The sequence below is a fragment of the Bacillus sp. FSL W7-1085 genome, assembly GCF_038595035.1.
GTDB classification, from domain to species: domain Bacteria; phylum Bacillota; class Bacilli; order Bacillales; family Bacillaceae; genus Bacillus; species Bacillus altitudinis.
Map to the genome: position 1 here is coordinate 223160 of NZ_CP152000.1, position 20598 is coordinate 243757.

General features: G+C 41.5%; 26 protein-coding genes and 1 riboswitch. Of the genes, 18 read left to right on the forward strand and 8 right to left on the reverse strand.

Annotated elements, in window-relative coordinates:
* Positions 1–94: 94 nt before the first annotated feature.
* Positions 95–1075 carry a DUF4917 family protein gene (locus MKY11_RS01245; RefSeq protein ID WP_041091708.1) on the reverse strand — a complete coding sequence of 327 codons (981 nt, stop codon included), beginning with the start codon at positions 1073–1075 and terminating at the stop codon, positions 95–97.
* Positions 1076–1243: 168 nt separating this feature from the next.
* Here MKY11_RS01245 and MKY11_RS01250 point away from each other — a divergent pair, with 168 nt between their 5' ends.
* The 10 genes from MKY11_RS01250 to MKY11_RS01295 all read left to right on the forward strand — a co-directional run bounded on the left by MKY11_RS01250 (position 1244) and on the right by MKY11_RS01295 (position 6766).
* Complete coding sequence (locus MKY11_RS01250) at positions 1244–1558, forward strand: metalloregulator ArsR/SmtB family transcription factor (protein WP_008343888.1); 315 nt, start codon at positions 1244–1246, stop codon at positions 1556–1558.
* A gap of 83 nt (positions 1559–1641) precedes the next feature.
* Positions 1642–2070: a DMT family transporter gene (locus MKY11_RS01255; RefSeq protein WP_008343887.1), complete on the forward strand. Its 429-nt coding sequence runs from the start codon at positions 1642–1644 to the stop codon at positions 2068–2070.
* A gap of 13 nt (positions 2071–2083) precedes the next feature.
* A complete protein-coding gene (locus MKY11_RS01260; RefSeq protein ID WP_138278038.1) occupies positions 2084–2548 on the forward strand; it encodes a DMT family transporter in 465 nt (154 codons plus the stop codon).
* A 122-nt stretch (positions 2549–2670) separates the two neighbouring features.
* Positions 2671–2931, forward strand: coding sequence for a metal-sensitive transcriptional regulator (locus tag MKY11_RS01265; protein WP_003217059.1), 261 nt, complete (start codon positions 2671–2673; stop codon positions 2929–2931).
* Between the two features lie 125 nt (positions 2932–3056).
* Positions 3057–3539 (forward strand): DsrE/DsrF/DrsH-like family protein, encoded by a 483-nt coding sequence (locus MKY11_RS01270; protein WP_342501761.1) that lies wholly within the window; start codon positions 3057–3059, stop codon positions 3537–3539.
* Between the two features lie 14 nt (positions 3540–3553).
* Positions 3554–3910, forward strand: coding sequence for a rhodanese-like domain-containing protein (locus MKY11_RS01275; protein WP_008343884.1), 357 nt, complete (start codon positions 3554–3556; stop codon positions 3908–3910).
* A 52-nt stretch (positions 3911–3962) separates the two neighbouring features.
* Positions 3963–4523 (forward strand): sulfurtransferase TusA family protein, encoded by a 561-nt coding sequence (locus MKY11_RS01280; RefSeq protein ID WP_342495165.1) that lies wholly within the window; start codon positions 3963–3965, stop codon positions 4521–4523.
* 15 nt (positions 4524–4538) lie between these two features.
* Entirely contained in the window at positions 4539–5666 is a 1128-nt protein-coding gene (locus tag MKY11_RS01285) for an MBL fold metallo-hydrolase (RefSeq protein WP_342501762.1), read from the forward strand.
* Between the two features lie 34 nt (positions 5667–5700).
* Positions 5701–5931, forward strand: coding sequence for a sulfurtransferase TusA family protein (locus MKY11_RS01290; RefSeq protein WP_256688959.1), 231 nt, complete (start codon positions 5701–5703; stop codon positions 5929–5931).
* Positions 5932–5989: 58 nt separating this feature from the next.
* Positions 5990–6766 carry a sulfite exporter TauE/SafE family protein gene (locus MKY11_RS01295; protein WP_274660736.1) on the forward strand — a complete coding sequence of 259 codons (777 nt, stop codon included), beginning with the start codon at positions 5990–5992 and terminating at the stop codon, positions 6764–6766.
* Between the two features lie 52 nt (positions 6767–6818).
* Here MKY11_RS01295 and MKY11_RS01300 read toward each other — a convergent pair whose 3' ends face one another.
* Entirely contained in the window at positions 6819–6995 is a 177-nt protein-coding gene (locus tag MKY11_RS01300; protein WP_164071373.1) for a hypothetical protein, read from the reverse strand.
* Between the two features lie 290 nt (positions 6996–7285).
* Positions 7286–8719, reverse strand: coding sequence for a proline--tRNA ligase (gene proS / locus MKY11_RS01305; RefSeq protein ID WP_274660737.1), 1434 nt, complete (start codon positions 8717–8719; stop codon positions 7286–7288).
* 400 nt (positions 8720–9119) lie between these two features.
* Positions 9120–9219, forward strand: a riboswitch (purine riboswitch).
* A 77-nt stretch (positions 9220–9296) separates the two neighbouring features.
* Here proS and MKY11_RS01310 point away from each other — a divergent pair.
* On the forward strand, positions 9297–10469 hold the full coding sequence (locus MKY11_RS01310) for an MFS transporter (protein WP_285528951.1): 1173 nt from the start codon (positions 9297–9299) through the stop codon (positions 10467–10469).
* A gap of 42 nt (positions 10470–10511) precedes the next feature.
* On the opposite strand, the gene MKY11_RS01315 is transcribed toward MKY11_RS01310, so the two are convergent.
* Positions 10512–10889, reverse strand: a complete 378-nt coding sequence (locus MKY11_RS01315; protein WP_024719150.1) for a hotdog domain-containing protein — start codon at positions 10887–10889, stop codon at positions 10512–10514.
* A gap of 137 nt (positions 10890–11026) precedes the next feature.
* Entirely contained in the window at positions 11027–11794 is a 768-nt protein-coding gene (locus MKY11_RS01320) for a GNAT family N-acetyltransferase (RefSeq protein ID WP_251211351.1), read from the reverse strand.
* A gap of 207 nt (positions 11795–12001) precedes the next feature.
* On the opposite strand from MKY11_RS01320, the gene MKY11_RS01325 reads away from it, so the two are divergent.
* From MKY11_RS01325 to MKY11_RS01340, 4 genes are all read left to right on the forward strand, one after another.
* A complete protein-coding gene (locus MKY11_RS01325) occupies positions 12002–12460 on the forward strand; it encodes a MarR family transcriptional regulator (RefSeq protein ID WP_024719151.1) in 459 nt (152 codons plus the stop codon).
* 109 nt (positions 12461–12569) lie between these two features.
* Positions 12570–12812 carry a hypothetical protein gene (locus MKY11_RS01330; RefSeq protein ID WP_235632430.1) on the forward strand — a complete coding sequence of 81 codons (243 nt, stop codon included), beginning with the start codon at positions 12570–12572 and terminating at the stop codon, positions 12810–12812.
* On the forward strand, positions 12809–13270 hold the full coding sequence (locus MKY11_RS01335) for a DUF523 domain-containing protein (RefSeq protein ID WP_160758225.1): 462 nt from the start codon (positions 12809–12811) through the stop codon (positions 13268–13270). The genes MKY11_RS01330 and MKY11_RS01335 overlap by 4 nt, the downstream gene beginning before the upstream one ends.
* Positions 13271–13450: 180 nt before the next feature.
* Positions 13451–14278, forward strand: a complete 828-nt coding sequence (locus MKY11_RS01340) for an aldo/keto reductase (protein ID WP_008343867.1) — start codon at positions 13451–13453, stop codon at positions 14276–14278.
* Positions 14279–14525: 247 nt separating this feature from the next.
* Here MKY11_RS01340 and MKY11_RS01345 read toward each other — a convergent pair whose 3' ends face one another.
* Both MKY11_RS01345 and MKY11_RS01350 read right to left on the reverse strand, forming a co-directional pair.
* Positions 14526–14663 (reverse strand): hypothetical protein, encoded by a 138-nt coding sequence (locus MKY11_RS01345; RefSeq protein WP_156409652.1) that lies wholly within the window; start codon positions 14661–14663, stop codon positions 14526–14528.
* Positions 14664–14916: 253 nt separating this feature from the next.
* Positions 14917–15999, reverse strand: coding sequence for an iron-containing alcohol dehydrogenase family protein (locus MKY11_RS01350; protein ID WP_058336291.1), 1083 nt, complete (start codon positions 15997–15999; stop codon positions 14917–14919).
* A gap of 199 nt (positions 16000–16198) precedes the next feature.
* On the opposite strand from MKY11_RS01350, the gene MKY11_RS01355 reads away from it, so the two are divergent.
* Positions 16199–17167 (forward strand): rhodanese-related sulfurtransferase, encoded by a 969-nt coding sequence (locus MKY11_RS01355; RefSeq protein ID WP_007498459.1) that lies wholly within the window; start codon positions 16199–16201, stop codon positions 17165–17167.
* Positions 17168–17510: 343 nt separating this feature from the next.
* Positions 17511–19130, forward strand: a complete 1620-nt coding sequence (locus MKY11_RS01360) for an APC family permease (protein WP_024719047.1) — start codon at positions 17511–17513, stop codon at positions 19128–19130.
* Positions 19131–19163: 33 nt separating this feature from the next.
* On the opposite strand, the gene MKY11_RS01365 is transcribed toward MKY11_RS01360, so the two are convergent.
* Entirely contained in the window at positions 19164–19364 is a 201-nt protein-coding gene (locus tag MKY11_RS01365) for a hypothetical protein (RefSeq protein ID WP_024719046.1), read from the reverse strand.
* Positions 19365–19549: 185 nt separating this feature from the next.
* On the opposite strand from MKY11_RS01365, the gene MKY11_RS01370 reads away from it, so the two are divergent.
* The gene (locus MKY11_RS01370; RefSeq protein ID WP_008343858.1) at positions 19550–20386 is read left to right on the forward strand and encodes a PRD domain-containing protein; all 837 of its coding nucleotides are present in this window, start codon (positions 19550–19552) and stop codon (positions 20384–20386) included.
* Positions 20387–20598 lie beyond the last annotated feature (212 nt).

Below are 20598 nucleotides of genomic sequence, written 5' to 3' on the forward strand. Positions count from 1 at the left end.
TTCTTTATAAAGGTATGTTTATATTCATCACAAAAGATTTGCATCATCTATGTCTTTTTTCAATTGTGTTACACTTGAAAACTATCTACCCGAACTAAAGGTTGGCTAAAAATTCAACTGATTTATCAAAACTGTTTGAGTTAAAAAAATGTATTTTCTTTTTAGGGAAGTACGCTCTAATTCTTTCAGAAATTGACTCTTTTTTATCTAATTCATAAATACCATACGCGATAACTTCAACTTTAGATTTGTTAATTGCATCTACTATATGTTTGTCCGCAGAATCACTTAAATCATGTCCATAAATAGTTAGATGTCCGTCTATTTCTGATAGTGCTTCGTGACAAAACCTTAAATATTTATTTGACTGAATTTGCTCTAACTTATCTTCCCAATTGCCCTCTGAAACATAGAGCGGTATATTATTATTTTCCATAGAATCAATGACTGCATCAATTAGGTATTTCTGATTATTTTTTTTAACTTTTTCAATTAAGTCTACCTTATTAACAAAAATGTGTAGTCCGCCATGTAAATAATATAAGTTTAAGGAATTGGTATTTTTTGAAGGTGCAAAATTTAAGAAATCTAATCCATTCAATCTGAAAAAATCATTGATTGCCCTTTCTTTTTTAGACAATTTAATATGTAACCAATAAGGTATAAGATCATAATTAGTTGTGAAGATACTCTTTTTAAATATATTAAACGTATGATTAGCTCCGATTTTACTATATAACTGTCTATCAAAATTATTGGGGTGAACATTTGCAACTCCATTTATTAATGCCTGTTTAACATTTTCATAACTGTACGAAAGTTCTTCATTATTATGATTGAATATTTCATTTATACTTATAGCTCGCTTTAAGTTCTCTAAGACATACTCAAAGTTTGTTGTTTCTAATTCACTAAATAATAATCTATCTTGTTTTTTGAGTGACTCCTTTTGGTTATCATATAGTGATTTATAATTAAAGTCCTGCCAAATGCCAATTGAAAAACCATTCCCAATAAGTAAGTGATCAGTTTTTATTCTTTTAGTTTCGTATAAATCTTGAAAGCTTTCAATCATCGATAACTCTCCTCTTCTTTGGAGCCATTTTTATTATTATTGTAACAGAAGCATTTCACTTATTCCCAAAAATTTCATATAAAGCTCTTATGAATAATTTTCTGGTTTAATTTCTTCCAAAACAGCATTACTTGACATATCGGTATTTCTGGATATACAATGTCTGCCATGGAACCTATTGATGTGTTTAAGGCATTATCGAATGAAACAAGGTTGAATATTTTAAAGTGGCTTAAGGAACCTGAGAAGCATTTTCCTAAGCAAGGCGCTCATTTACCGAAGGAGGTTAGTTATAAGGGGGGCGTTTGTGTTGGGGATATTCAAGAAAAGGCGCAAATTTCTCAATCAACGGTCTCTAGCTACTTACATTTGATGCAAAAGGCTGGTCTGCTTGAATCGGTACGGCATGGACAATGGACATACTATAGACGAAATGAAGAATTTATCCAACAGATCGGACAATATATGAAAACAGAGATCTAAAGGATGTGTGATTTCTGTTTTTTTCTATTCTATATATCTGTTTATCTAGATATATAAATATATGAATAAAAGGAGATTTAATGATGCGTTTAATTTTTTATGTGCTTGCACTATTAGCGGGTGCGGCACTTAGTTTTGAAGGAGCCATCTATGCGGAGCTTGGGAAGTCGATCGGACAGTTAGAAACGAGTTTTTATAACTTTTTTGTCGGTTCAATTATTATGGGGCTATTGTGGCTCTTTTTTGGCAAAGGTGACCTTTCCTATACGTTGAAGGCACCAAAATGGTCGCTACTTGGCGGAGCGATGGGGGTTGTGTATTTAACGTCTATTGTGGTGAGTGTTCCATTCGTTGGTGTGGGGGTAACGATGGTCGCTGTCATTATTGGTCAGCTGTTGATGAGTATGGTGATTGAGCATTTTGGCTGGCTTGGGAGTCAGAGAACGAGAGTAAACAAAGAGAAGGTATTTGCGGTCATTTCGATGATCATTGCCCTTATTCTTATTCATTAGGAGGAAAGTCGATATGGCATTATTGTTAATTTTATTTACTTTAATCGGAGGCATTACGTTAAGTGCGCAATCTTCCATAAACGGTACGTTTAGCAGGAGAGCGGGTACGATTGAAACGACCTTTTTGACCTTTTTAACGGGTACGATGTTTTTAACCATTCTGATTTTATTCTTTGGGAGCGGCCATCTGTTGAATCTCTTGCATGCGCCGAAGTGGCAGTTGAGTGCGGCTTTTCTTGGAACGGCTTATTTAATTCTGACAGTGATCGCTGTTCCGAAAATCGGTGTCATTGCTGCGAATATTGCGGGGATTGCTGGGCAGCTTGTCATTGGAATGGTCATTGATCATTTTGGCTGGTTCCATAGCTTGGTGATTTCACTTGATCTCAAACGCATATTGGCATTGTTCTTTATGCTGATCGCTCTTTATTTTATTTACAAAGGAAATAAGCGCTCTCGAGAAGAAGCGAGTGCTTAAAGAGAACGGGCTGCTGCGACATTTGCTCTCAGCAGCTCTTTTATACTGATTCATCATGTTTGACTAAATACCTATCAGGGTATACTATCTGATCATAGGGAAAAGAGAAAGGAGTGTTAAACGTGGAGTATAATCAGCAGATGAAGAATCGTCTTCGCCGGATTGAAGGGCAGATTAAAGGAGTTCTTGCGATGATGGAGCAGGGAAAGGATTGCCGCGAGGTGGTGACGCAGCTATCTGCATCACGCAATGCCATTGATCGTGCAATGGGTGTGATTGTGAGTACAAACCTTGAACAATGTGTCCGTGAAAGTCTTGAGCAGGGTAAGGATACAGAGGGGCTTGTCAAAGAAGCGGTTGAGCTCTTGGTGAAAAGCCGGTAAGAAATTCCTCAGCCTTTGGAGGTTGACGAATTTTTTTACTTGTTATAACATACCCTTACCGGTATGTGTATATATTTTTTGTTTTTAGTATACCCCTATGGGTAATTGATATAAGGAGGAGCATGATGGAAGAACAAAAGAAACGAACGACAATTGTTTTATTTAGTGGAGATTATGATAAAGCGATGGCCGCTTATATTATTGCAAATGGCGCAGCAGCTTATGATCACGAGGTGACTATTTTTCATACTTTTTGGGGGCTGAATGCGTTGCGTAAGGAAGAGATGGTGCCACTGAAGAAGGGATTTTTAGAAAAAATGTTTGGCAAAATGATGCCGCGCGGCGCTGATCGAATGGGGCTGTCAAAGATGAATTTTGCAGGAATGGGACCGAAGATGATCAAGCATGTGATCAACAAACACAATGCCATGACCCTGCCGCAGCTCATTGATATGGCGAAGGAACAAGAGATCAACCTCGTGGCATGTACGATGACGATGGATCTCTTAGGGATGCAGGAGAATGAATTATTAGCAGACATTCAATATGCCGGTGTGGCAGCGTATTTAGCAGAGGCAGAAATCGGGAATGTGAACTTATTTATCTAGGGGGGTGTCCATACATGATTCAAACGCTTTTGCTCATTATTGTGATCGCTTTGCTTGTGAGCCGTTTTCTTCCCGTACGGGGTGTGAAACAAATGGACGCAGCTCATCTGAAACCTAAATTGCATAGTCGGCACCAACAGCTGATAGACGTGCGATCACCTTTAGAATTTCAAACAAATCATATAAAAGGCTTTCAAAATATCCCCTTACCACAGTTAAGGAATCGAGCGCATGAGCTTGAGAAAGACAAAGAAGTGTATGTGATCTGCCAGAGCGGGATGAGAAGTATGCAGGCGGCTAAATTGTTAAAAAAACAGGGATTTACCCACATTACGAATATCAAGGGTGGCATGAATGCTTGGCGATTATAGGTATAAATAGGCTTTAAAATATACCCCCACCCCTATAAAAGGAGGAAAAACAATGCAGCAACCAACAGCAATTCTAGATGCAAAAGGATTGGCATGCCCAATGCCCATTGTCAAAACGAAAAAACAAATGAATGAGCTCTTGCCAGGAGATGTGCTTGAAGTGCAAGCAACCGATAAAGGGTCTACAGCGGATTTAGCAGCTTGGTCAAAAAGCGCCGGTCATGAATTTTTAGGAACAAAAGTAGAAGGACAGGTGCTTCATCATTTGATTCGTAAAGGCGGAGCGAAACAGGAGGAGGAGCAGTCAACGATTTCGGAAATGTCGTTGAACATGTTTCAACAGAAGGTAAAAGAAGATCAGTCATTGTTTATTTTAGATGTACGAGAGCCAGATGAATACGAAGCGGGTCATATTCCAGGAGCTGTTCACATCCCTCTCGGTGAGGTGGAACAACGTGCTGAAGAATTGAACCGAGAGACGCTCATTTACCTCATCTGTCATTCAGGCAGAAGAAGTGAATTAGCCGCACAAAAGTTAAAAGAAAAAGGATTTCATCAATTGATCAATGTAGTGCCAGGCATGAACAGCTGGACAGGAGAGATTGAAAAATAGGAGCTGAATGAACCAATGACTGTAAAAGCAATGACAGCAGAACAGTTAACAAAAAAGATCATCAACAAAGAGCCGATCTTTTTGTTGGATGTACGAAACGAATCAGATGTGCAGGACTGGAAAATTGAAGGGAAAGCCGTTGAATATTTAAATGTGCCTTACTTTGAGCTTCTTGATGGCGTAGAGGATATGGTGGAGAACATACCGGATGACCTAGATGTACTGGTCGTTTGTGCGAAAGAAGGCTCTTCTATTATGGTGGCAGAGATGCTGTCAGAGGCAGGCAGAACGGTCCATTATTTGCAAGGCGGCATGAAGGCATGGAGTGAGTATTTAGAGCCAGTGAAGATCGGTGATTTAACTGGCGGTGGAGAGTTGTACCAATTTGTGCGAATGGGCAAGGGGTGCTTGTCCTATATGATCATGTCGAATGGGGAAGCTGCGATTATTGATGCGGCTAGAATGACGGAGGTCTATACGCAATTTGCTAAAAAACATCAAGTCACGGTGACGCATGTGTTTGATACGCACCTTCATGCGGACCATATATCTGGCGGGAAAAAGCTGTCTGAACAGACTGGTGCTATCTATTGGCTACCGCCAAAAGACGCCGAAGAGGTGACATTTGATTACAATCACCTTGAAGAAGGACAGCGTGTGACGATTGGAGCGACGGAGATTGATATTCATGCCCTTTATTCACCGGGCCATACGATTGGTTCAACCTCTTTTATCGTAGACGGCCGTTATCTCCTTTCAGGTGATATTTTGTTCATTGATTCGATCGGAAGACCTGATCTAGCCGGTATGGCGGAGGACTGGGTAGGTGATTTGAGAGAAACCCTTTATACACGATATACGGCGCTTTCGGCAGAATTGATTGTGCTGCCTGCACATTTTATGATCGTGGATGAGCTTAATGAAGACGGGAGCGTTTGGAAGGAGCTAGGCGCTTTGTTTGAAGAAAATCACGGGCTGAACATTGAAGATGAAGACGTATTTAGACAAATGGTCACGCAGCATCTACCTGCACAGCCAAACGCTTATCAAGACATTCGGTCTACCAATATGGGGAAGCTGCATCCAGACGAGGAAGCGCAGCGAGACATGGAAATTGGTCCAAACCGTTGTGCGATTCGATAATGTTCAATAAAATAAAGAAGCGAGGGATGATCAGATGACATCAGATCACATTTTAGACGTAACCGGGCTTGCATGCCCAATGCCAATTATTCGGACGAAGAAAAAAATGAATGACTTGGCTGAAGGTCAAGTATTAGAAATACATGCAACAGATAAAGGAGCCAAAGCTGATTTGGCTGCATGGGCTAAGTCAAGCGGACATGAATTGATCACGCAGACCGATGAAGGACATGTGCTGAAGTTCTGGGTGAGAAAAAGGTCCTAAAGGGGAGAGGGGTATCTATGAGGGAGCCCCTTTTCCTTTTGCAAAGGAGGAGACCAGCGTGGATTTTGCATTTTTCATTACTTTATTTATCATCGGATTTATTGGTTCCTTCTTATCAGGAATGGTCGGAATAGGAGGATCGGTGATCAACTATCCCATGCTGCTTTATATCCCGCCTCTAGTCGGAGTGATGGCATTATCGGCACACGAGGTTTCAGGGATTGGTGCCATTCAAGTCCTATTTTCGACACTCGGCGGTGTGCTGGCGTATCGAAAAAGCGGATTTTTACATCGACCATTGATTTTATATATGGGGAGCAGTATATTGGCAGGGAGTTTATTAGGCAGCTATTTATCACATTTCCTTCCAGAGAAAGGCATCAATGTAGTCTATGGCCTGCTTGCCATTGTCGCTGTCATTTTAATGCTTGTTCCGAAAAAAGGTCAGCAGGCAGAAGCGGATGGAGAGGTGACCTTTCATAAAGGACTGGCGGCTGGTATTGCCTTTGTGATCGGAAGTGTATCGGGTGTATTAGGTGCAGGCGGTGCCTTTATTTTAGTGCCGGTGATGCTATCGATTCTCAAAATCCCTGTGCGGATGACGATTGCCTCGTCTCTGGCGATTACGTTTCTCTCCGCGATCGGCGCATCGGCTGGGAAAGTGCTGACTGGTCAAGTCATTTTCTTGCCTGCGCTTATCTTAATGGTAGCCAGTTTGATGGCCGCGCCGATTGGGGCGAAAATTGGCCAGAAAATCAATGCCGTTTATTTGCAATGGGCGCTTGCCGTGATGATTACAGCCACAGCCATCAAAATCTGGGTGGATTTATTATAAGAAAAAGACCAACAACTGAGAGCAAGGGCTCTTTTCCATGTGTTGGTCTTTTTTATTTTATGTCATCGTGCTCGATATACGTTTCAAGTGCAGGGTGGTACTCTTTTTGATAATGAAGATTGGGGCATGTTTTCACGACTTTGCCTTGCAAGGCATTGGACTTCGAGACATCTAATGCTGTTTTACATTTTGGACAGCGTTCGTTAAAAATTGAGAGCCAGCGCTTCATAGATCACCACTCCAGTTAAAGTCTTAAAAACCGATTATATTAATATGAATTATAGGGGATTGTGTGAAGGAGGTCAATGGATATTTGGCTCTTTTTAACAAAAAAGAAGCATCGTATAAGATGCTTCAGCGTGTAGACAAATCCTCGCAGTCTTTGTCAGCCTTGCATGCTGGCGCTCATGATTTTTAATTTCGCTTCGCAAGAGTCCGAAGGCTTTCCGTCACGCTGAAAAGAAGACAAAGGGCTAAAATAAAGTTCATTTTAGCCCTTGTCAACAATTTGAAGTATGATTAGTAGGCTTTTGCCCAGAACACCATATCAGAAGCAGGTTTCCCGCAGCAGACACATGTGTCAGAAACGGATTCTTGTTCAAACGGGATACAGCGTGATGTCGCCCCTGTTCTCTCTTTGATGTCGTTTTCGCAGTCTTCATCACCGCACCACATGGCTTTGATCAACCTGTTTTCTTCGGTAAGAAGCTGCTCGATGTCTTCGATTGTGTGGGCGTTTGATGTTTTTTCATGTAATCGTTCTTTTGCTTTTTCGTACATCGTCTGCTGAATGTCTTCAAGCGTGGACGTGATGGTTTGTTCAAGTGCATCTAATGTGACGGCTTGCTTTTCACCAGTGTCTCGTCTTGCGAGCATCACTTGGCCTTTTTCCATATCCTTTGGTCCTACTTCTACGCGTAATGGGATGCCCTGCATTTCGCATTCGTTGAATTTCCAGCCTGGCTGTTTATCACTTGCATCGATGTCAGCGCGTGCGATGCGGGCGAGTCGATCCTTTAATTCATAGGCATGATCGAGGACACCTTCTTTATGGGAAGCAATTGGCACAACACGTACTTGGGTTGGCGCAATGTTTGGCGGCAGGACAAGCCCTCTGTCATCGCCATGCACCATGATCATAGCGCCAATGATTCTTGTGGTGAAGCCCCATGATGTTTGTTGGACATGCTCTAATTTTCCTTCTCGATTTAAAAATTCAATGCCAAACGCCTTGGCAAATCCGTTGCCGAAGAAGTGAGAAGTGGCGGTTTGCAGGGCTTTTCCGTCATGCATCAAGCTTTCAACCGTATAGGTGAAGCGAGCGCCAGCGAATTTTTCTTTCTCTGTTTTTCTTCCTTTAATGACAGGGATCGCTAGAAGCTCTTCACAAATAGACGCATAGACATGGAGCATTTTTTCTGTTTCTTCAATCGCTTCTTGCTCAGTCTCGTGACAAGTGTGCCCTTCCTGCCAGAGGAATTCAAGGGTTCTAAGGAATGGACGTGTTGTCTTTTCCCAGCGGACGACATTGGCCCATTGGTTATATAGCTTTGGTAAATCACGATAGGAGTGAATGATGTTTTTATAATGCTCGGCGAACAGCACTTCAGAGGTTGGTCTGACGCAGAGTCTTTCTTGTAATTCCGAATCACCGCCATGTGTCACCCACGCCACTTCAGGAGCAAAGCCTTCGATATGATCCTTTTCTTGCTGGAGAAGGCTTTCTGGGATAAAGAGCGGCATATAGACATTCTCGTGACCCGTTTCTTTGATTTGACGATCAAGTTCGTCGCGAATATTCTCCCAAATTTTAAAACCGTATGGCTGAATAATCATACTGCCTCTAACGCTTGAATAATCGACGAGACGCGCTTTTGTGACAACATCTGTATACCACTGGGCAAAGTCGTCTTCCATGCTTGTAATTTTCTCAACAAATTGTTTCTTTGACATCGTCTTTTTCCTCCTTTTAAAAAAACAAAAAAGCTGTGCTTTAAGTTAGGGACCATTCCTGGTGGTACCACCCTAATTTAAAGCACAGCTTTACACTCGATCATGATAACGGTATGAACCGCTGTATGAAACAGAACTAAATCGGCAGGTTCACTTGAAGATGTCAGTAGGAACTTCTCAGCACCGTTCCCTCTCTGGTAAAGATCGATTCAAGCTACTATTCCAGATCTACGTTGATCCTTGTTCGTTGATTTTTCATCAGTTTACCTGTAAATGGGGGAGAAAGCAAGTTGGTCCGCAAGTTCATTTCATGCCTTTCTGAGGTCGTTTATGTCGAAGAGCCATTGGCAAACATTTTCTATTTTTGCAGCTTGCACGTTATGGAAGGCTATGCTAATATATTTGAAGAAAAAAATAGACTTGTATAACCTCAATAATATGGTTTGAGGGTTTCTACCAGGATCCGATAAATCCTGATTACAAAAGCGCGCTTTCCTTTTTTGTAATCAGGGTTTTTTTGTTTGTCTGCACCCTGTATCAAAAGTGAAAGCCATGATATAGAGAAGGGATGTTAGACATGAACTGGAGAGTTTATTTATTAGCTGTTTCTACTTTTGCGGTTGGATTAGTTGAGCTTGTGGTCGGGGGCATTTTGCCAAGTTTAGCAGAGGATCTCAATGTGTCTCTTGCGACAGCTGGGCAGCTGATCACGGTATTTGCGATTGTGTATGCTATTTCAGCACCGGTGCTACTGACCGTCACAGCCAAAATCGAACGAAAGCGTCTTTATTTAATCGCATTATTGGTCTTTACATTAGGCAATGTATTCACATATTTTAGTTCCACTTTTGCCCTTGTCATGATCTCTAGGGTCTTGATTGCCATGAGTACAGCGCTTGTTGTGGTGTTATCATTGACGATTACCGCCAAGCTGGTGGAACCGGCGCATCGAGCGAAAGCATTAGGTCTGATTTTTATTGGGATTAGCTCATCACTTGTTCTTGGTGTACCGATCGGTATTTTTATTACAGAGAGCTTTGGCTGGAGAGTGATGTTTTTAGGAATCAGTATTCTGTCAGCCATATCCATGGTGCTCATTTATTTTCTATTGGAGAAAATGCCTGTTGAAAAAGTCACACCGCTTAAAGAACAAATTCGTTCTTTAGGGCATCCAAAAATTTTCAGTGCGCATTTGATTAGCTTGTTCATGCTTGCTGGTCATTATATGCTGTATTCTTATTTCACGCCATTTCTGATGGAAGTTCTGCATATGACTCCGTTTTGGATTAGTATTTGTTATTTGGTCTTCGGGCTTGCGTCGATTGGTGGGAATGGATTTGGCGGCTGGCTTAGTGACAAGCTTGGTTCAGGGAAAGCCATTTTGCTGGTGACAATCACGTTTGCCATTGTGATGTTTATCCTTCCTTATACAGCGGGAGTGTTTATGCTCTTTATGGTGATGGTTGTCCTATGGGGTGCTCTTAGCTGGGCACTGACACCTGCTTTGCAGAGCTATTTGATTCAAACAGACCCTGTGACGTCTGATATTCAGCAGAGTTTGAATACATCCGCTTTGCAAATTGGGATTTCCATTGGATCAGCAGTGGGCGGCGTCATGTTTACAATGACTGGTTCATCCGTTGACTTGGCTAAATTCGGCGCTATTTTTGTGCTGATTGCCTTTAGCTGTGCAGTGATTTCATTAAAGAGACCGCCGCTTTATATGGATCGTCAGCATCAGGCTGAATAGAAGAGAATAAGATCGTTTAGCTGCCTCATCATAGGCAGCTTTTTATTTTTTGAAAACCACACCTTCACTTTTACCAGTAATGACTTCTTCTCCATGCTGATTGATATAACGGGAAAAAAGGTGGACACGATGGTATTTTTCAAGGGGTTCTACTTTGGTGACGGCCATCTGACAGGTAATGGTGTCACCTGTATAAACAGGGCGTATGAAGGTACATGTCATCTCTTGACCGATAAAATGAAACTGACCGCCAAGCTTCGTGGCTAGACTTGCTGTGAGAAAGCCGTGTACCATGAGCCTGCCTTGATCATCTAGCTCGGTATGATGTTTGCCGAGATCACCCGTCATGTCACCAAATTGAATCACATCTTCATGCGTATAGGTTTTGCTTGTTTGAAATTGATCGCCTGGTCGAACCATCTGTTCTTCAGCTCCTTTTTTTAAATGTACCAAAGGACTGAATGAATGTACATTCATTTTTGTGGTGAGATGTTGGAAGCAAAGAAGAGACAGGATGCCTTTCTTTGCCCTTGATAAATCAGGAAAAATGTCATCTTCTATTCAAAAACTACCATTTCTCCAATTGGTTGAAATCCGGCACGCTGATAGATATGTTTGCCGTCATTTGAGGCTTGTAACATCACACACTTTTGTTTGTTATCTGTCTGGGTCAGAAGGTAATGAAACATGTCACTGCCAAGTCCTCTTCCGCGGTGTTCTGCCTTTGTGATGACATCATAAATACCGTAGCTGTCTGCTGTTTCAATCAATAAGCCCGTTGTGACCGGTTTGTTGTGTTCATATCCAACGAACATGCGGGTACTCGGGTGTAATCGTTCAATCGAAAAGCGCTGGAAATAGCTGTTTAAAGAGATTGCCTCAGGTGATCCTTCGAAAAGTTCGATAAATAAATGTTGATAATAGAGAAAGGTTTGATCGTCAGTCACTTCCTTGATCGTAAGCGATTGAGAGGTCCTTTGATCGATGTCGTTTGTATGTTCAAGCATCATGATGGTATTGCGTTCCACTTCTTGAAGCCCATATTTCTGCATGATATTCGACCAATCGGGGTGGAGCAGGCTTTGAGTGATCCATGTGCTGAATGTTAGTTGCTGTTGCTGCATTTGTTCGATGGCAGCTTCCGCTTTTTGTTGATCTTGTATGTGCGCTGAAATGGGTAATAACAAATTGAACGTGTCAGTTGATATATGCGTGTTTGATAGAACGAAATCTTCTGTTGATAGGAATGATCCGTTGACAACAGAAGAAAACAAATTTATTTTTTCTTCTAACTGGCGAATGGCCATTTGCTGCTCTGTTTTCATTCTCTCACCTTCTTTTTTTGATTGAGGGTTACCTATCATAAATAATAGCAAAGAAAAGGAAATTGTGCGGTCTCTTGTAATCTAGTAAAAAAGTTCTCTTATTTATCAGGTCTGATGACCCATTCTTTTCCTCATCCCCACATTTCTTTTGACTCCTTTATTGATTATTAGTACCATTTTATTAACCAGTTAAGAGTGGAGGTTCAGATGGAAACAAACGAGCAGATTGTCTTAAAAGCGATTCAAGATTTGATTATGCATAGGGAAAAGAAACGGAACGATCCAACAGATCCACTGATTACCACTACTGATACACTCAAGCAAGATTGGACACTTACACAGCTTCATATTTTATCTATGATTCAAGCAAACCCTAATGAATCCAATAATACATTTCTTTCACAACAACTAAAACTATCAAAACCAGCCATTACAAAGGCTGTGAAAAAGCTCATCGAAAAAGGCATGGTCGACTATTGCCACCGGCAAGGTGACAAGAAATCCGTCTATTATTCACTCACAGAGGAAGGCACACAGCTTGCGGCACTGCATGATGAGCTTCATGAACAGGCAGTCTCCTCCTATTTAGAATTCCTCCATGAATTTAATGAAGACGAACTACAGGTTATTGAGCGCTTCTTAAAGGCTTGGAAGGAAAAGATATAAATAACGGACCGAAAGCTTTCTATAAACTAGATGCTTTCGGTTTTTTTATGGTAAAATTAACATATATTGACGTTATTCGTGATGATGATTGAGGGAGGGAACCGTGTTGGTGGAAGAGATGATGGAAAATTTCAAAAAATATGTATTTATCATGCCGTTCGTTGGATTGTTTGTCAGCTTGCTATTATTTATTTATTTTTTTGGAGTGACAGGAGTTGAAGGGTCCATGTGGGCGGCTGTTTTGTATTGTGCTCTGCCCTTTTTGATCAACGCGATACTCTGTTTGCCTTTATGGATTTATTTTAAAGTCAGCAAAAAACGTTCAATACATAGAAATGAGGAACATACATGATCGTTGTTAGCGCTTGTCTTGCGGGATTAAAGGTCCGTTATAATGGCAGCCATCGATTAGATCAACGTATCGAGGAGCTTGTGCAGGAAGGAAAGGCGGTAACAGTTTGTCCTGAGCTGCTTGGCGGCTTCTCTACACCAAGACCTCCCGCAGAAATTATTGGTGGAGATGGTCATGATGTCTTACGGGGGCAGGCTTCTGTTGTTGATGTTCATGGAACAGATGTGACAGAGATGTATGTAAATGGTGCACAAGCCACGCTTAAGCAGGCTCAGACTCTTGGCGCAACATCCGTCGTGTTAAAAGAGTACAGCCCTTCTTGCGGAAGCCGGATGATCTATCGGGGAGAGTTTAACGGGAAGACAAAGGCTGGGGACGGTGTGACGTCTGCCTTGCTGAAACAGCATGGGATTCAAGTATTCTCTGAGGAGGATGATTGGACCTCGCTGTTTGTATAGGGATAAGTAGAAATCTATTTAATTAAAAAACAAATATATTTACATAAAAATTTTGTGTTGTTAGTATGTGGAAAATGAAATTAGATCATAGTAGCCCTTGCATGGTCTATTTTCATGCATGATCTTTCGCACATTCGGGTATAGTGCATGGTAAGCAAAAATGAAGCGGAGGTTTGTTTGATGAGTGGATTAACAGATACAGTCACATTAGCAAACGGAGTGAAAATGCCGAAGCTTGGCTTTGGTGTATGGCAAGTAAAAGATGGGGATGAGGCTGTAAATGCAGTCAAAGACGCACTAGAAGCGGGCTATCGCAGTATAGATACAGCAGCGGCCTATCAAAATGAAGAAGGTGTTGGCAAAGCCATTCAGCAATCAGGCATCTCTCGCGATGATCTGTTCATTACGACAAAAGTGTGGAATAGTGATCAAGGATATGAGTCAACGCTTGAAGCCTTTGAAACGAGTATGAACAAACTTGGTCTGGATGTATTGGATCTTTATTTAATCCATTGGCCGGTTGAAGGCAAATATAAAGAAACGTGGAAGGCGCTAGAAAAGCTGTATAAGGATGGCCGCGTGAAAGCCATTGGCGTATGTAACTTCCATCAGCACCATTTAGAAGATTTATTAGAAGAGGCAGAAGTGGTACCAATGGTCAATCAAATTGAGCTGCATCCGAAGCTGACGCAGGAGCCTTTACGTGACTACTGCAAGGCAAAAGGCATTCATGTAGAAGCATGGTCGCCATTAGGCAGCGGGAAACTTCTTAACCATCCGGTGCTTCAAGATATTGCGAAAAAACATGAGAAGTCAGTGGCGCAAGTCATTCTTCGATGGGACTTGCAGCATGGCATTATCACCATTCCGAAATCTGTGACGAAGAGCCGAATCATCGAAAACACAAACGTATTTGATTTCGAGTTGTCCGCCCATGAAATGAGTGTCATTGATCAGCTCAATGAAGATGAGCGCACGGGTCCAGACCCAGATAACTTCGATTTTTAATATAAGAAAAGGGTAAGGTAATATGATTCCCTATAGTAGAAAGAGAAAGTACACGAAACGCAAACTGCAGCTGCAAGAGCTGATGATACTAACCAGTTCTCACATAAAGCTGGGCTTTATACAGTTTCAATAACCCTCACACTATATGCAAAGAAAGATAAGATGTATGCAAGATGAAATTACAACTAAGCTAAAAACCCGTAAGCTAACTGTTTAGTTGGCTTACGGGTTTTTCTAAACTTATCATTTATTTTTTATTGTTCAATTGTTCTTTTAACAGTTCTATGATGGTGTCGTTTTGTTGCTCCATGTTTTTTATTCTTTTCTCGATCATAGACCCAGAAATACACACCACAATTAAAATGGCCATACCCACAAATAACAATCAAATTCCCTCCTATCACAATATGTTGAATTGTCTTGTGTCTTATTAAACTGAAATCATTCGAATCTTTTCAATACCGTACCATTATTTGAAAATACTTACTATTAATAAAGCGCGTCCATGATTTCAAAAGACATTAAACAACCTAAGCCCATATAAATATATAGGACTTAGGCTGCTAAGGGTCTTTTTAATTCTGTCTAGTTGAAATGGATTACTTCGAGATGCCTGTGCTTTTTATTTGCCGGTATGTTCAGACCGTTTTTTGAGGCTGATAGGTCTCAATGATTTGAATGGCGTCGACAATTTGCTCTTTCGTATAGTCTCCAATCAAACAAAAGGTTTCATCTTTACTTGCAGCATGGTTTGCCACTGTATGTGCTGCTTCCTCTAGATGAGCTGTGATGCCAAGCTCACGCATCGTTCTAGGTAATCCGAGTGTTTGATAAAGCTCAAGTAATTCTTCTACTTCCGTCATACGGTTTTCTGCAGCAAGTTGAACGAGAATGCCATAGGCCACTTTTTGTCCATGTAACACATGATGTGTTTCATCAATAAATGTTAATCCATTATGAACGGCATGGGCTCCTGCCATTCTGCCATAACGTCCTCCGTAGCCGCCGACTGTTCCGGCTAACGTAATGATCGTATCTGTTACATCTGCAAAGGCTTGAGAAAGCTGACCTGTTTTTAAACTGCTAACGGCTTCTTCACTATGAGTCAGAAGAATGTCACGAACGTACACTGCCTGCTTTAATGCAGCATGTACCATGAGCGGCAAGGTGCCTTTTGTGTTGCGAATAATGGCTTCCGCTTCATACCATTTTGCCAGCGTATCCCCAATTCCGCTTTGGAGATAGGAAAGAGGAGATGAAAGCAAAAAAGTATGATCAATTAACGTGAGATAGCTGGACCGCTTATGATAGTCGACCCTCATGAAATTCCCCTTGTCATCATAAATGACGCTGAGCGGTGTAGAAGCCGCACATGTCCCAGGAATCGTCGGCACCATGATCACTTCAATTTGGAGAGCGTCGGCAACAGACTTCGCTGTATCTAAAATCGTGCCGCCACCGATCCCGATGATCACGTCTGAACTCTTGAGTTCTTCCGCAATTCGTGTGATCGCATTTGGTGAACTGTAACCTTTATGCTGAACAACAGGCCACTCGGATGGAAGCTTTGTGTACTGTGAAAAGGCTTGATATGAGTCATATCCTGTCACTATAGCTGGTGACTGAAAGGGAGTAACAAATGACTCGATTTCATGATAAATCCCCTTTTGAGAAATAAACTGGTTAGGACCGCTTCTGACGATCTCTTCTGGCTGGATCATTGACTTATGCTCCTTTACGAAATCATATAGTACTTAAATCATCTCATTTTACAGAAAGTTCTGTCAAATAAACGGACAATATGAGACCATAGACTCTTCCGTTTTATGGAATTGAACTGCTGACATTGCCTTAAGGTATGTATTTCCTGTATGATATAAAATGGTATGTTTTGATTAAATTTAAGAGGTGTTTATATATATGGAAAAACAATATCGTGTATTACTTTACTATCAATATGTCCCCATTGAGGATCCAGAAACGTTTACAGCAGAGCATCTAGCATTCTGTAAGGAACTTGGTTTGTTAGGTCGTATTCTTGTTTCATCTGAAGGCATAAACGGAACCGTTTCTGGTACCATTGAGCAGACGGACAAGTACATGCAAGCATTGAAAGAAGATCCACGCTTTGCGTCCATGCCAATTAAAATTGACGAAGCAGATGGTCATGCGTTTAAGAAAATGCACGTCCGCCACCGAAATGAATTGGTGAATTTAAGTCTTGAAGATGATGTGAATCCGCTAGAATTAACGGGGAAACATCTCAGCCCAGTTGAATTTTACGAGCAAATGCAATCACCTGATACGGTCGTGATTGATGCACGTAATGATTATGAGTTTGATGTCGGTCACTTCAGAGGTGCTGTGCGCCCTGACATTGAGACATTCCGTGAATTACCTGAGTGGATCCGTGACAACAAAGAGATTCTTGAAGGGAAAAAAATTCTGACGTATTGCACAGGCGGTGTACGCTGTGAGAAATTCTCAGGATGGTTAAAGCGTGAAGGCTTTGAAGATGTATCCCAGCTTGACGGTGGAATTGTCACATACGGAAAAGACCCGGAAGTTCAAGGAAAGCTATGGGACGGTCAATGTTATGTGTTTGATAACCGCCTAACGGTTCCAGTCAATCAAACAGAGCACGTCGTGGTAGGAAAAGATTTCTTCACTGGCGAACCTTGCGAGCGTTATGTGAACTGTGCGAACCCTGCGTGTAACCGCAAAATGATTGCAACAGAAGAAAGCGAGCATAAATATATGCGCAGCTGCAGCCATGAATGCCGCACAAGCGAACGTAACCTTTATGTGAAACAGCACAATTTATCTGAAGAAGAAGTTCAAGAAAGACTAGCTGTCATTGAAAAAGAACAAGCAATCTCACAAGGATAAGAGGGTCTCCCTTTTATCCTTTTTTCTTTGAATGATACGTGTTCAGAGGGAAGAGGAAGTCATTTCCTCTTTCTTTTTTGTTTTGTTTTTTTCAAAATAAGGGTAAAGGTAGTTAATCAGTCTAATAGATTGAACTGTTGAAAAAGCGCTTTCTTTTGAAATAAGCATGTTCGACTATTTCAGAAAATGGAGAATTGAGAGATAATATAACAGGCAAAAAAATGAACAAAGATAAAAGTTCAGATCAGAAAGTATTTGCCAATGGAATGAATGGTGAGCTGCTATAAAAGAAAGGCGCTTGCTCGACACATGCTCTGTATTTTAATCGAAAGGTGTTATGAACATGAATCATTTGCATCGTAGGATGGGAACTTTCGCTTTAATGATGGTAGGTCTTGGCTCAATCATTGGTTCAGGATGGCTCTTTGGTGCGTGGCGGGCTGCTCAAATCGCCGGCCCTGCTGCTATTTTGTCATGGTTGATCGGGATGGTTGTTATTTTATTTATCGCATTGTCTTATAGTGAACTCGGATCGATGTTTCCAGAGGCAGGCGGAATGGTCAAATATACGCAATATTCACACGGCTCTTTTATTGGATTTATCGCTGCTTGGGCAAACTGGATCGCCATTGTATCAGTGATTCCTGTTGAGGCAGTGGCCTCCGTTCAATACATGAGCTCATGGCCTTGGGAGTGGGCAAAGTGGACAAGCCATTTGGTCACAAAAGGGGTTTTGACGACCGAGGGGCTCATGGTGGCAAGTGTGCTGCTGGTGATTTATTTTCTGCTCAATTATTGGACAGTTGGGTTGTTTTCAAAGGCGAATACATTCATTACGGTTTTTAAAATCGTCATTCCAGGATTAACAATTGGTGCGCTCTTATTCGTAGGTTTTCATAGTGAGAATTTTACTTCTGGAACAAGTATTGCGCCGAACGGCTGGGCGAGTGTGCTCACAGCTGTCGCAACATCAGGGATTGTGTTTGCTTTTAATGGCTTCCAAAGCCCGATTAATATGGCAGGAGAAGCGAAAAATCCAGGGCGTTCGATTCCAATCGCCATTGTTGGATCGATTTTGATTGCAACGGTCATTTATGTGCTGCTGCAAATCGCTTTTATTGGCGCTGTCGATCCATCAATGATTGTGAATGGCTGGGGGCATTTGAATTTCAACTCGCCATTTGCTGACCTTGCCATTGCGCTAGGGATCAACTGGCTTGTCCTTATTTTATATGCAGATGCGTTCGTTTCTCCTTCTGGAACAGGAATTACCTATACGGCGACGACGTCTCGTATGATTTATGGGATGGAAAAAAACAAGTACATGCCGAGTGTACTTGGCCGTCTGCATCCAATTTACGGTGTGCCTCGTCCAGCGATGTTTTTTAACTTAGGCGTATCGTTTATCTTTCTGTTTTTGTTTAGAGGATGGGGGGTTCTCGCTGAAATTATCTCTGTGGCGACCCTGATTTCCTATTTGACAGGACCTGTGACAGTGATGACGCTGAGAAAGACGGGCACAGATTTATATCGTCCATTGCGAATTAAAGGACTCAGCATCATTGCTCCGCTTGGTTTTGTCTTTGCATCATTGACACTCTACTGGGCGAGATGGCCGCTGACGGGTCAAGTGTTGTTCATTATCCTCATCGGTCTGCCAATCTATTTTTACTATCAAGCAAAAGCGAAGTGGAAGGGCTTTGGCCGTCACTTTAAAGCAGGTGCTTGGATGGTTGTGTATTTGCTTGTGATGATGACGATTTCTTGTCTCGGCAGTGATAAATTTGGCGGGTATAACGTCATTCATTATGGCTGGGATATGGCGCTCATTGCAGTTGTGGCGTTGTTATTTTATATGTGGGCACTCAAAAGTGGATTTGAAACAGAGTTTTTAGAAGATGCGAAAAAAATTAATGATGAACTGCGTGCTTCTCAGAAAGAAGCCGCCTCATCTAAGGAATAACGGAAGGGCTGCCTGAATACTGCGGGCAGCCTTTTATTTGGATGAGTGATGCATGACATGCTGCTTTAGCCAAGTGGTAACGCCGTGTAGAACGGTGGCTGTCACAAGACAGATAAGCGCATATCTCCATAGCTGATCTAAGCCTTGTCCACTAAGCCAAAAAACAATACCTAGAATAAAGAGAGTCAGAATGAACATGAATAAAAAAGATGCTGACCAGAAAAAAGCCTTCATCGAAGGTCACCTCCTCGGGGTATTGTATGCAGGCCGAGGGAGGATCAGACCAGCAAGAAAGAAGTGAAAATATCGTTAAATCTATTTCAAAAGTCAGATAAAAACGCCAAGTGATTTGACAGTTGTGTTAAGATGAGAGCATATTTTGAGTGTAGATGGCTGGTTATAGACGGAGGTGTTTGGAGATGCAGATTCAAAAGGTTCTAAACAATAATGTCATTAGTGTGATAGATGAACAAGGAAAAGAAATCGTCGTCATGGGCAGAGGCATCGCTTTTCAAAGACGTCCCGGCGACCCGGTGGACGAGGCGTTAATTGATAAAGTGTTCCGCCTAGAAGATCATTCCGTACATGAGCGGATGAAAATGCTGCTTCAAGAGGTTCCATATGATGTCGTCAAGGTGACCGAGGAAATGATCCAATACGCACATACAAAGCTGAACCGAAGATTAAACGAAAGTCTGCATGTATCGCTGGCAGACCATATTCATTACGCCATTGAACGATTAAAGAAAAACCACTTGATTGAGAATTCGCTGATTTGGGAGATTAAACGTTTATACAAAGATGAGTTTCTCGTGGCGAAGGAATGCCTTGAGATGATTGAAGATCGTCTTCATATTGAACTGCCTGAAGATGAAGCGGGCTTTATTGCCATGCATATCATTAATGCAGAGCTCAATGAAGACATGAATACAACGGTCAATATCACAAAAGAAGTGAATGCCATACTGACCATTGTGAAATATCATCTGAACATGGAATTTGATGAAGACTCGCTCAACTTTTATCGTTTTCTCACACATTTACGCTTTTTCGTACAGCGTCTCATCAACGAAACGTTACTCGTCAGTGAAGATCAAGATTTATATCAGCTGATTAAAGTGAAATATCCGAAGGCGTACGAATGCGCAAAGAAAATCGCGGAATATGTGTATCAAACGTATCATCGCGACCTGACATCAGAGGAGATGCTCTATCTATCGATTCATTTGAATCGACTCATCAAACGAGAAAAATAAAGATAGAAATTTAAAAGAAAGCGTTGACATCATAAAAAGTGAGTGGTACTATTTGCTCATAAACATAAAAGAATACGGTTTCACAATGATCGTCTTAGAGGATTGTGACTGTTCGGCAGGCAAAACCTAAACGTTCACTGAAAAAGCGCAATAGCAAGTTGCGACTATTTTTGGTGCCCGTTTAGGTTTTTATTTTGCCTAAAAACGTATTT

What these genes read in the sequence shown, in the direction of transcription:
- MKY11_RS01370 (WP_008343858.1), top strand. Translation starts at nt 19,550, where the DNA reads ATGCAGATTCAAAAGGTTCTAAACAATAATGTCATTAGTGTGATAGAT.
- MKY11_RS01335 (WP_160758225.1), top strand. Translation starts at nt 12,809, where the DNA reads ATGATCGTTGTTAGCGCTTGTCTTGCGGGATTAAAGGTCCGTTATAAT.
- MKY11_RS01350 (WP_058336291.1), bottom strand. Translation starts at nt 15,999, where the DNA reads ATGATCCAGCCAGAAGAGATCGTCAGAAGCGGTCCTAACCAGTTTATT.
- MKY11_RS01340 (WP_008343867.1), top strand. Translation starts at nt 13,451, where the DNA reads ATGAGTGGATTAACAGATACAGTCACATTAGCAAACGGAGTGAAAATG.
- MKY11_RS01360 (WP_024719047.1), top strand. Translation starts at nt 17,511, where the DNA reads ATGAATCATTTGCATCGTAGGATGGGAACTTTCGCTTTAATGATGGTA.
- MKY11_RS01290 (WP_256688959.1), top strand. Translation starts at nt 5,701, where the DNA reads ATGACATCAGATCACATTTTAGACGTAACCGGGCTTGCATGCCCAATG.
- MKY11_RS01275 (WP_008343884.1), top strand. Translation starts at nt 3,554, where the DNA reads ATGATTCAAACGCTTTTGCTCATTATTGTGATCGCTTTGCTTGTGAGC.
- MKY11_RS01285 (WP_342501762.1), top strand. Translation starts at nt 4,539, where the DNA reads ATGACTGTAAAAGCAATGACAGCAGAACAGTTAACAAAAAAGATCATC.
- MKY11_RS01280 (WP_342495165.1), top strand. Translation starts at nt 3,963, where the DNA reads ATGCAGCAACCAACAGCAATTCTAGATGCAAAAGGATTGGCATGCCCA.
- MKY11_RS01365 (WP_024719046.1), bottom strand. Translation starts at nt 19,364, where the DNA reads ATGAAGGCTTTTTTCTGGTCAGCATCTTTTTTATTCATGTTCATTCTG.
- proS (WP_274660737.1), bottom strand. Translation starts at nt 8,719, where the DNA reads ATGTCAAAGAAACAATTTGTTGAGAAAATTACAAGCATGGAAGACGAC.
- MKY11_RS01325 (WP_024719151.1), top strand. Translation starts at nt 12,002, where the DNA reads ATGGAAACAAACGAGCAGATTGTCTTAAAAGCGATTCAAGATTTGATT.
- MKY11_RS01270 (WP_342501761.1), top strand. Translation starts at nt 3,057, where the DNA reads ATGGAAGAACAAAAGAAACGAACGACAATTGTTTTATTTAGTGGAGAT.
- MKY11_RS01355 (WP_007498459.1), top strand. Translation starts at nt 16,199, where the DNA reads ATGGAAAAACAATATCGTGTATTACTTTACTATCAATATGTCCCCATT.
- MKY11_RS01245 (WP_041091708.1), bottom strand. Translation starts at nt 1,075, where the DNA reads ATGATTGAAAGCTTTCAAGATTTATACGAAACTAAAAGAATAAAAACT.
- MKY11_RS01300 (WP_164071373.1), bottom strand. Translation starts at nt 6,995, where the DNA reads ATGAAGCGCTGGCTCTCAATTTTTAACGAACGCTGTCCAAAATGTAAA.
- MKY11_RS01320 (WP_251211351.1), bottom strand. Translation starts at nt 11,794, where the DNA reads ATGAAAACAGAGCAGCAAATGGCCATTCGCCAGTTAGAAGAAAAAATA.
- MKY11_RS01250 (WP_008343888.1), top strand. Translation starts at nt 1,244, where the DNA reads ATGGAACCTATTGATGTGTTTAAGGCATTATCGAATGAAACAAGGTTG.
- MKY11_RS01260 (WP_138278038.1), top strand. Translation starts at nt 2,084, where the DNA reads ATGGCATTATTGTTAATTTTATTTACTTTAATCGGAGGCATTACGTTA.
- MKY11_RS01310 (WP_285528951.1), top strand. Translation starts at nt 9,297, where the DNA reads ATGAACTGGAGAGTTTATTTATTAGCTGTTTCTACTTTTGCGGTTGGA.
- MKY11_RS01315 (WP_024719150.1), bottom strand. Translation starts at nt 10,889, where the DNA reads ATGGTTCGACCAGGCGATCAATTTCAAACAAGCAAAACCTATACGCAT.
- MKY11_RS01255 (WP_008343887.1), top strand. Translation starts at nt 1,642, where the DNA reads ATGCGTTTAATTTTTTATGTGCTTGCACTATTAGCGGGTGCGGCACTT.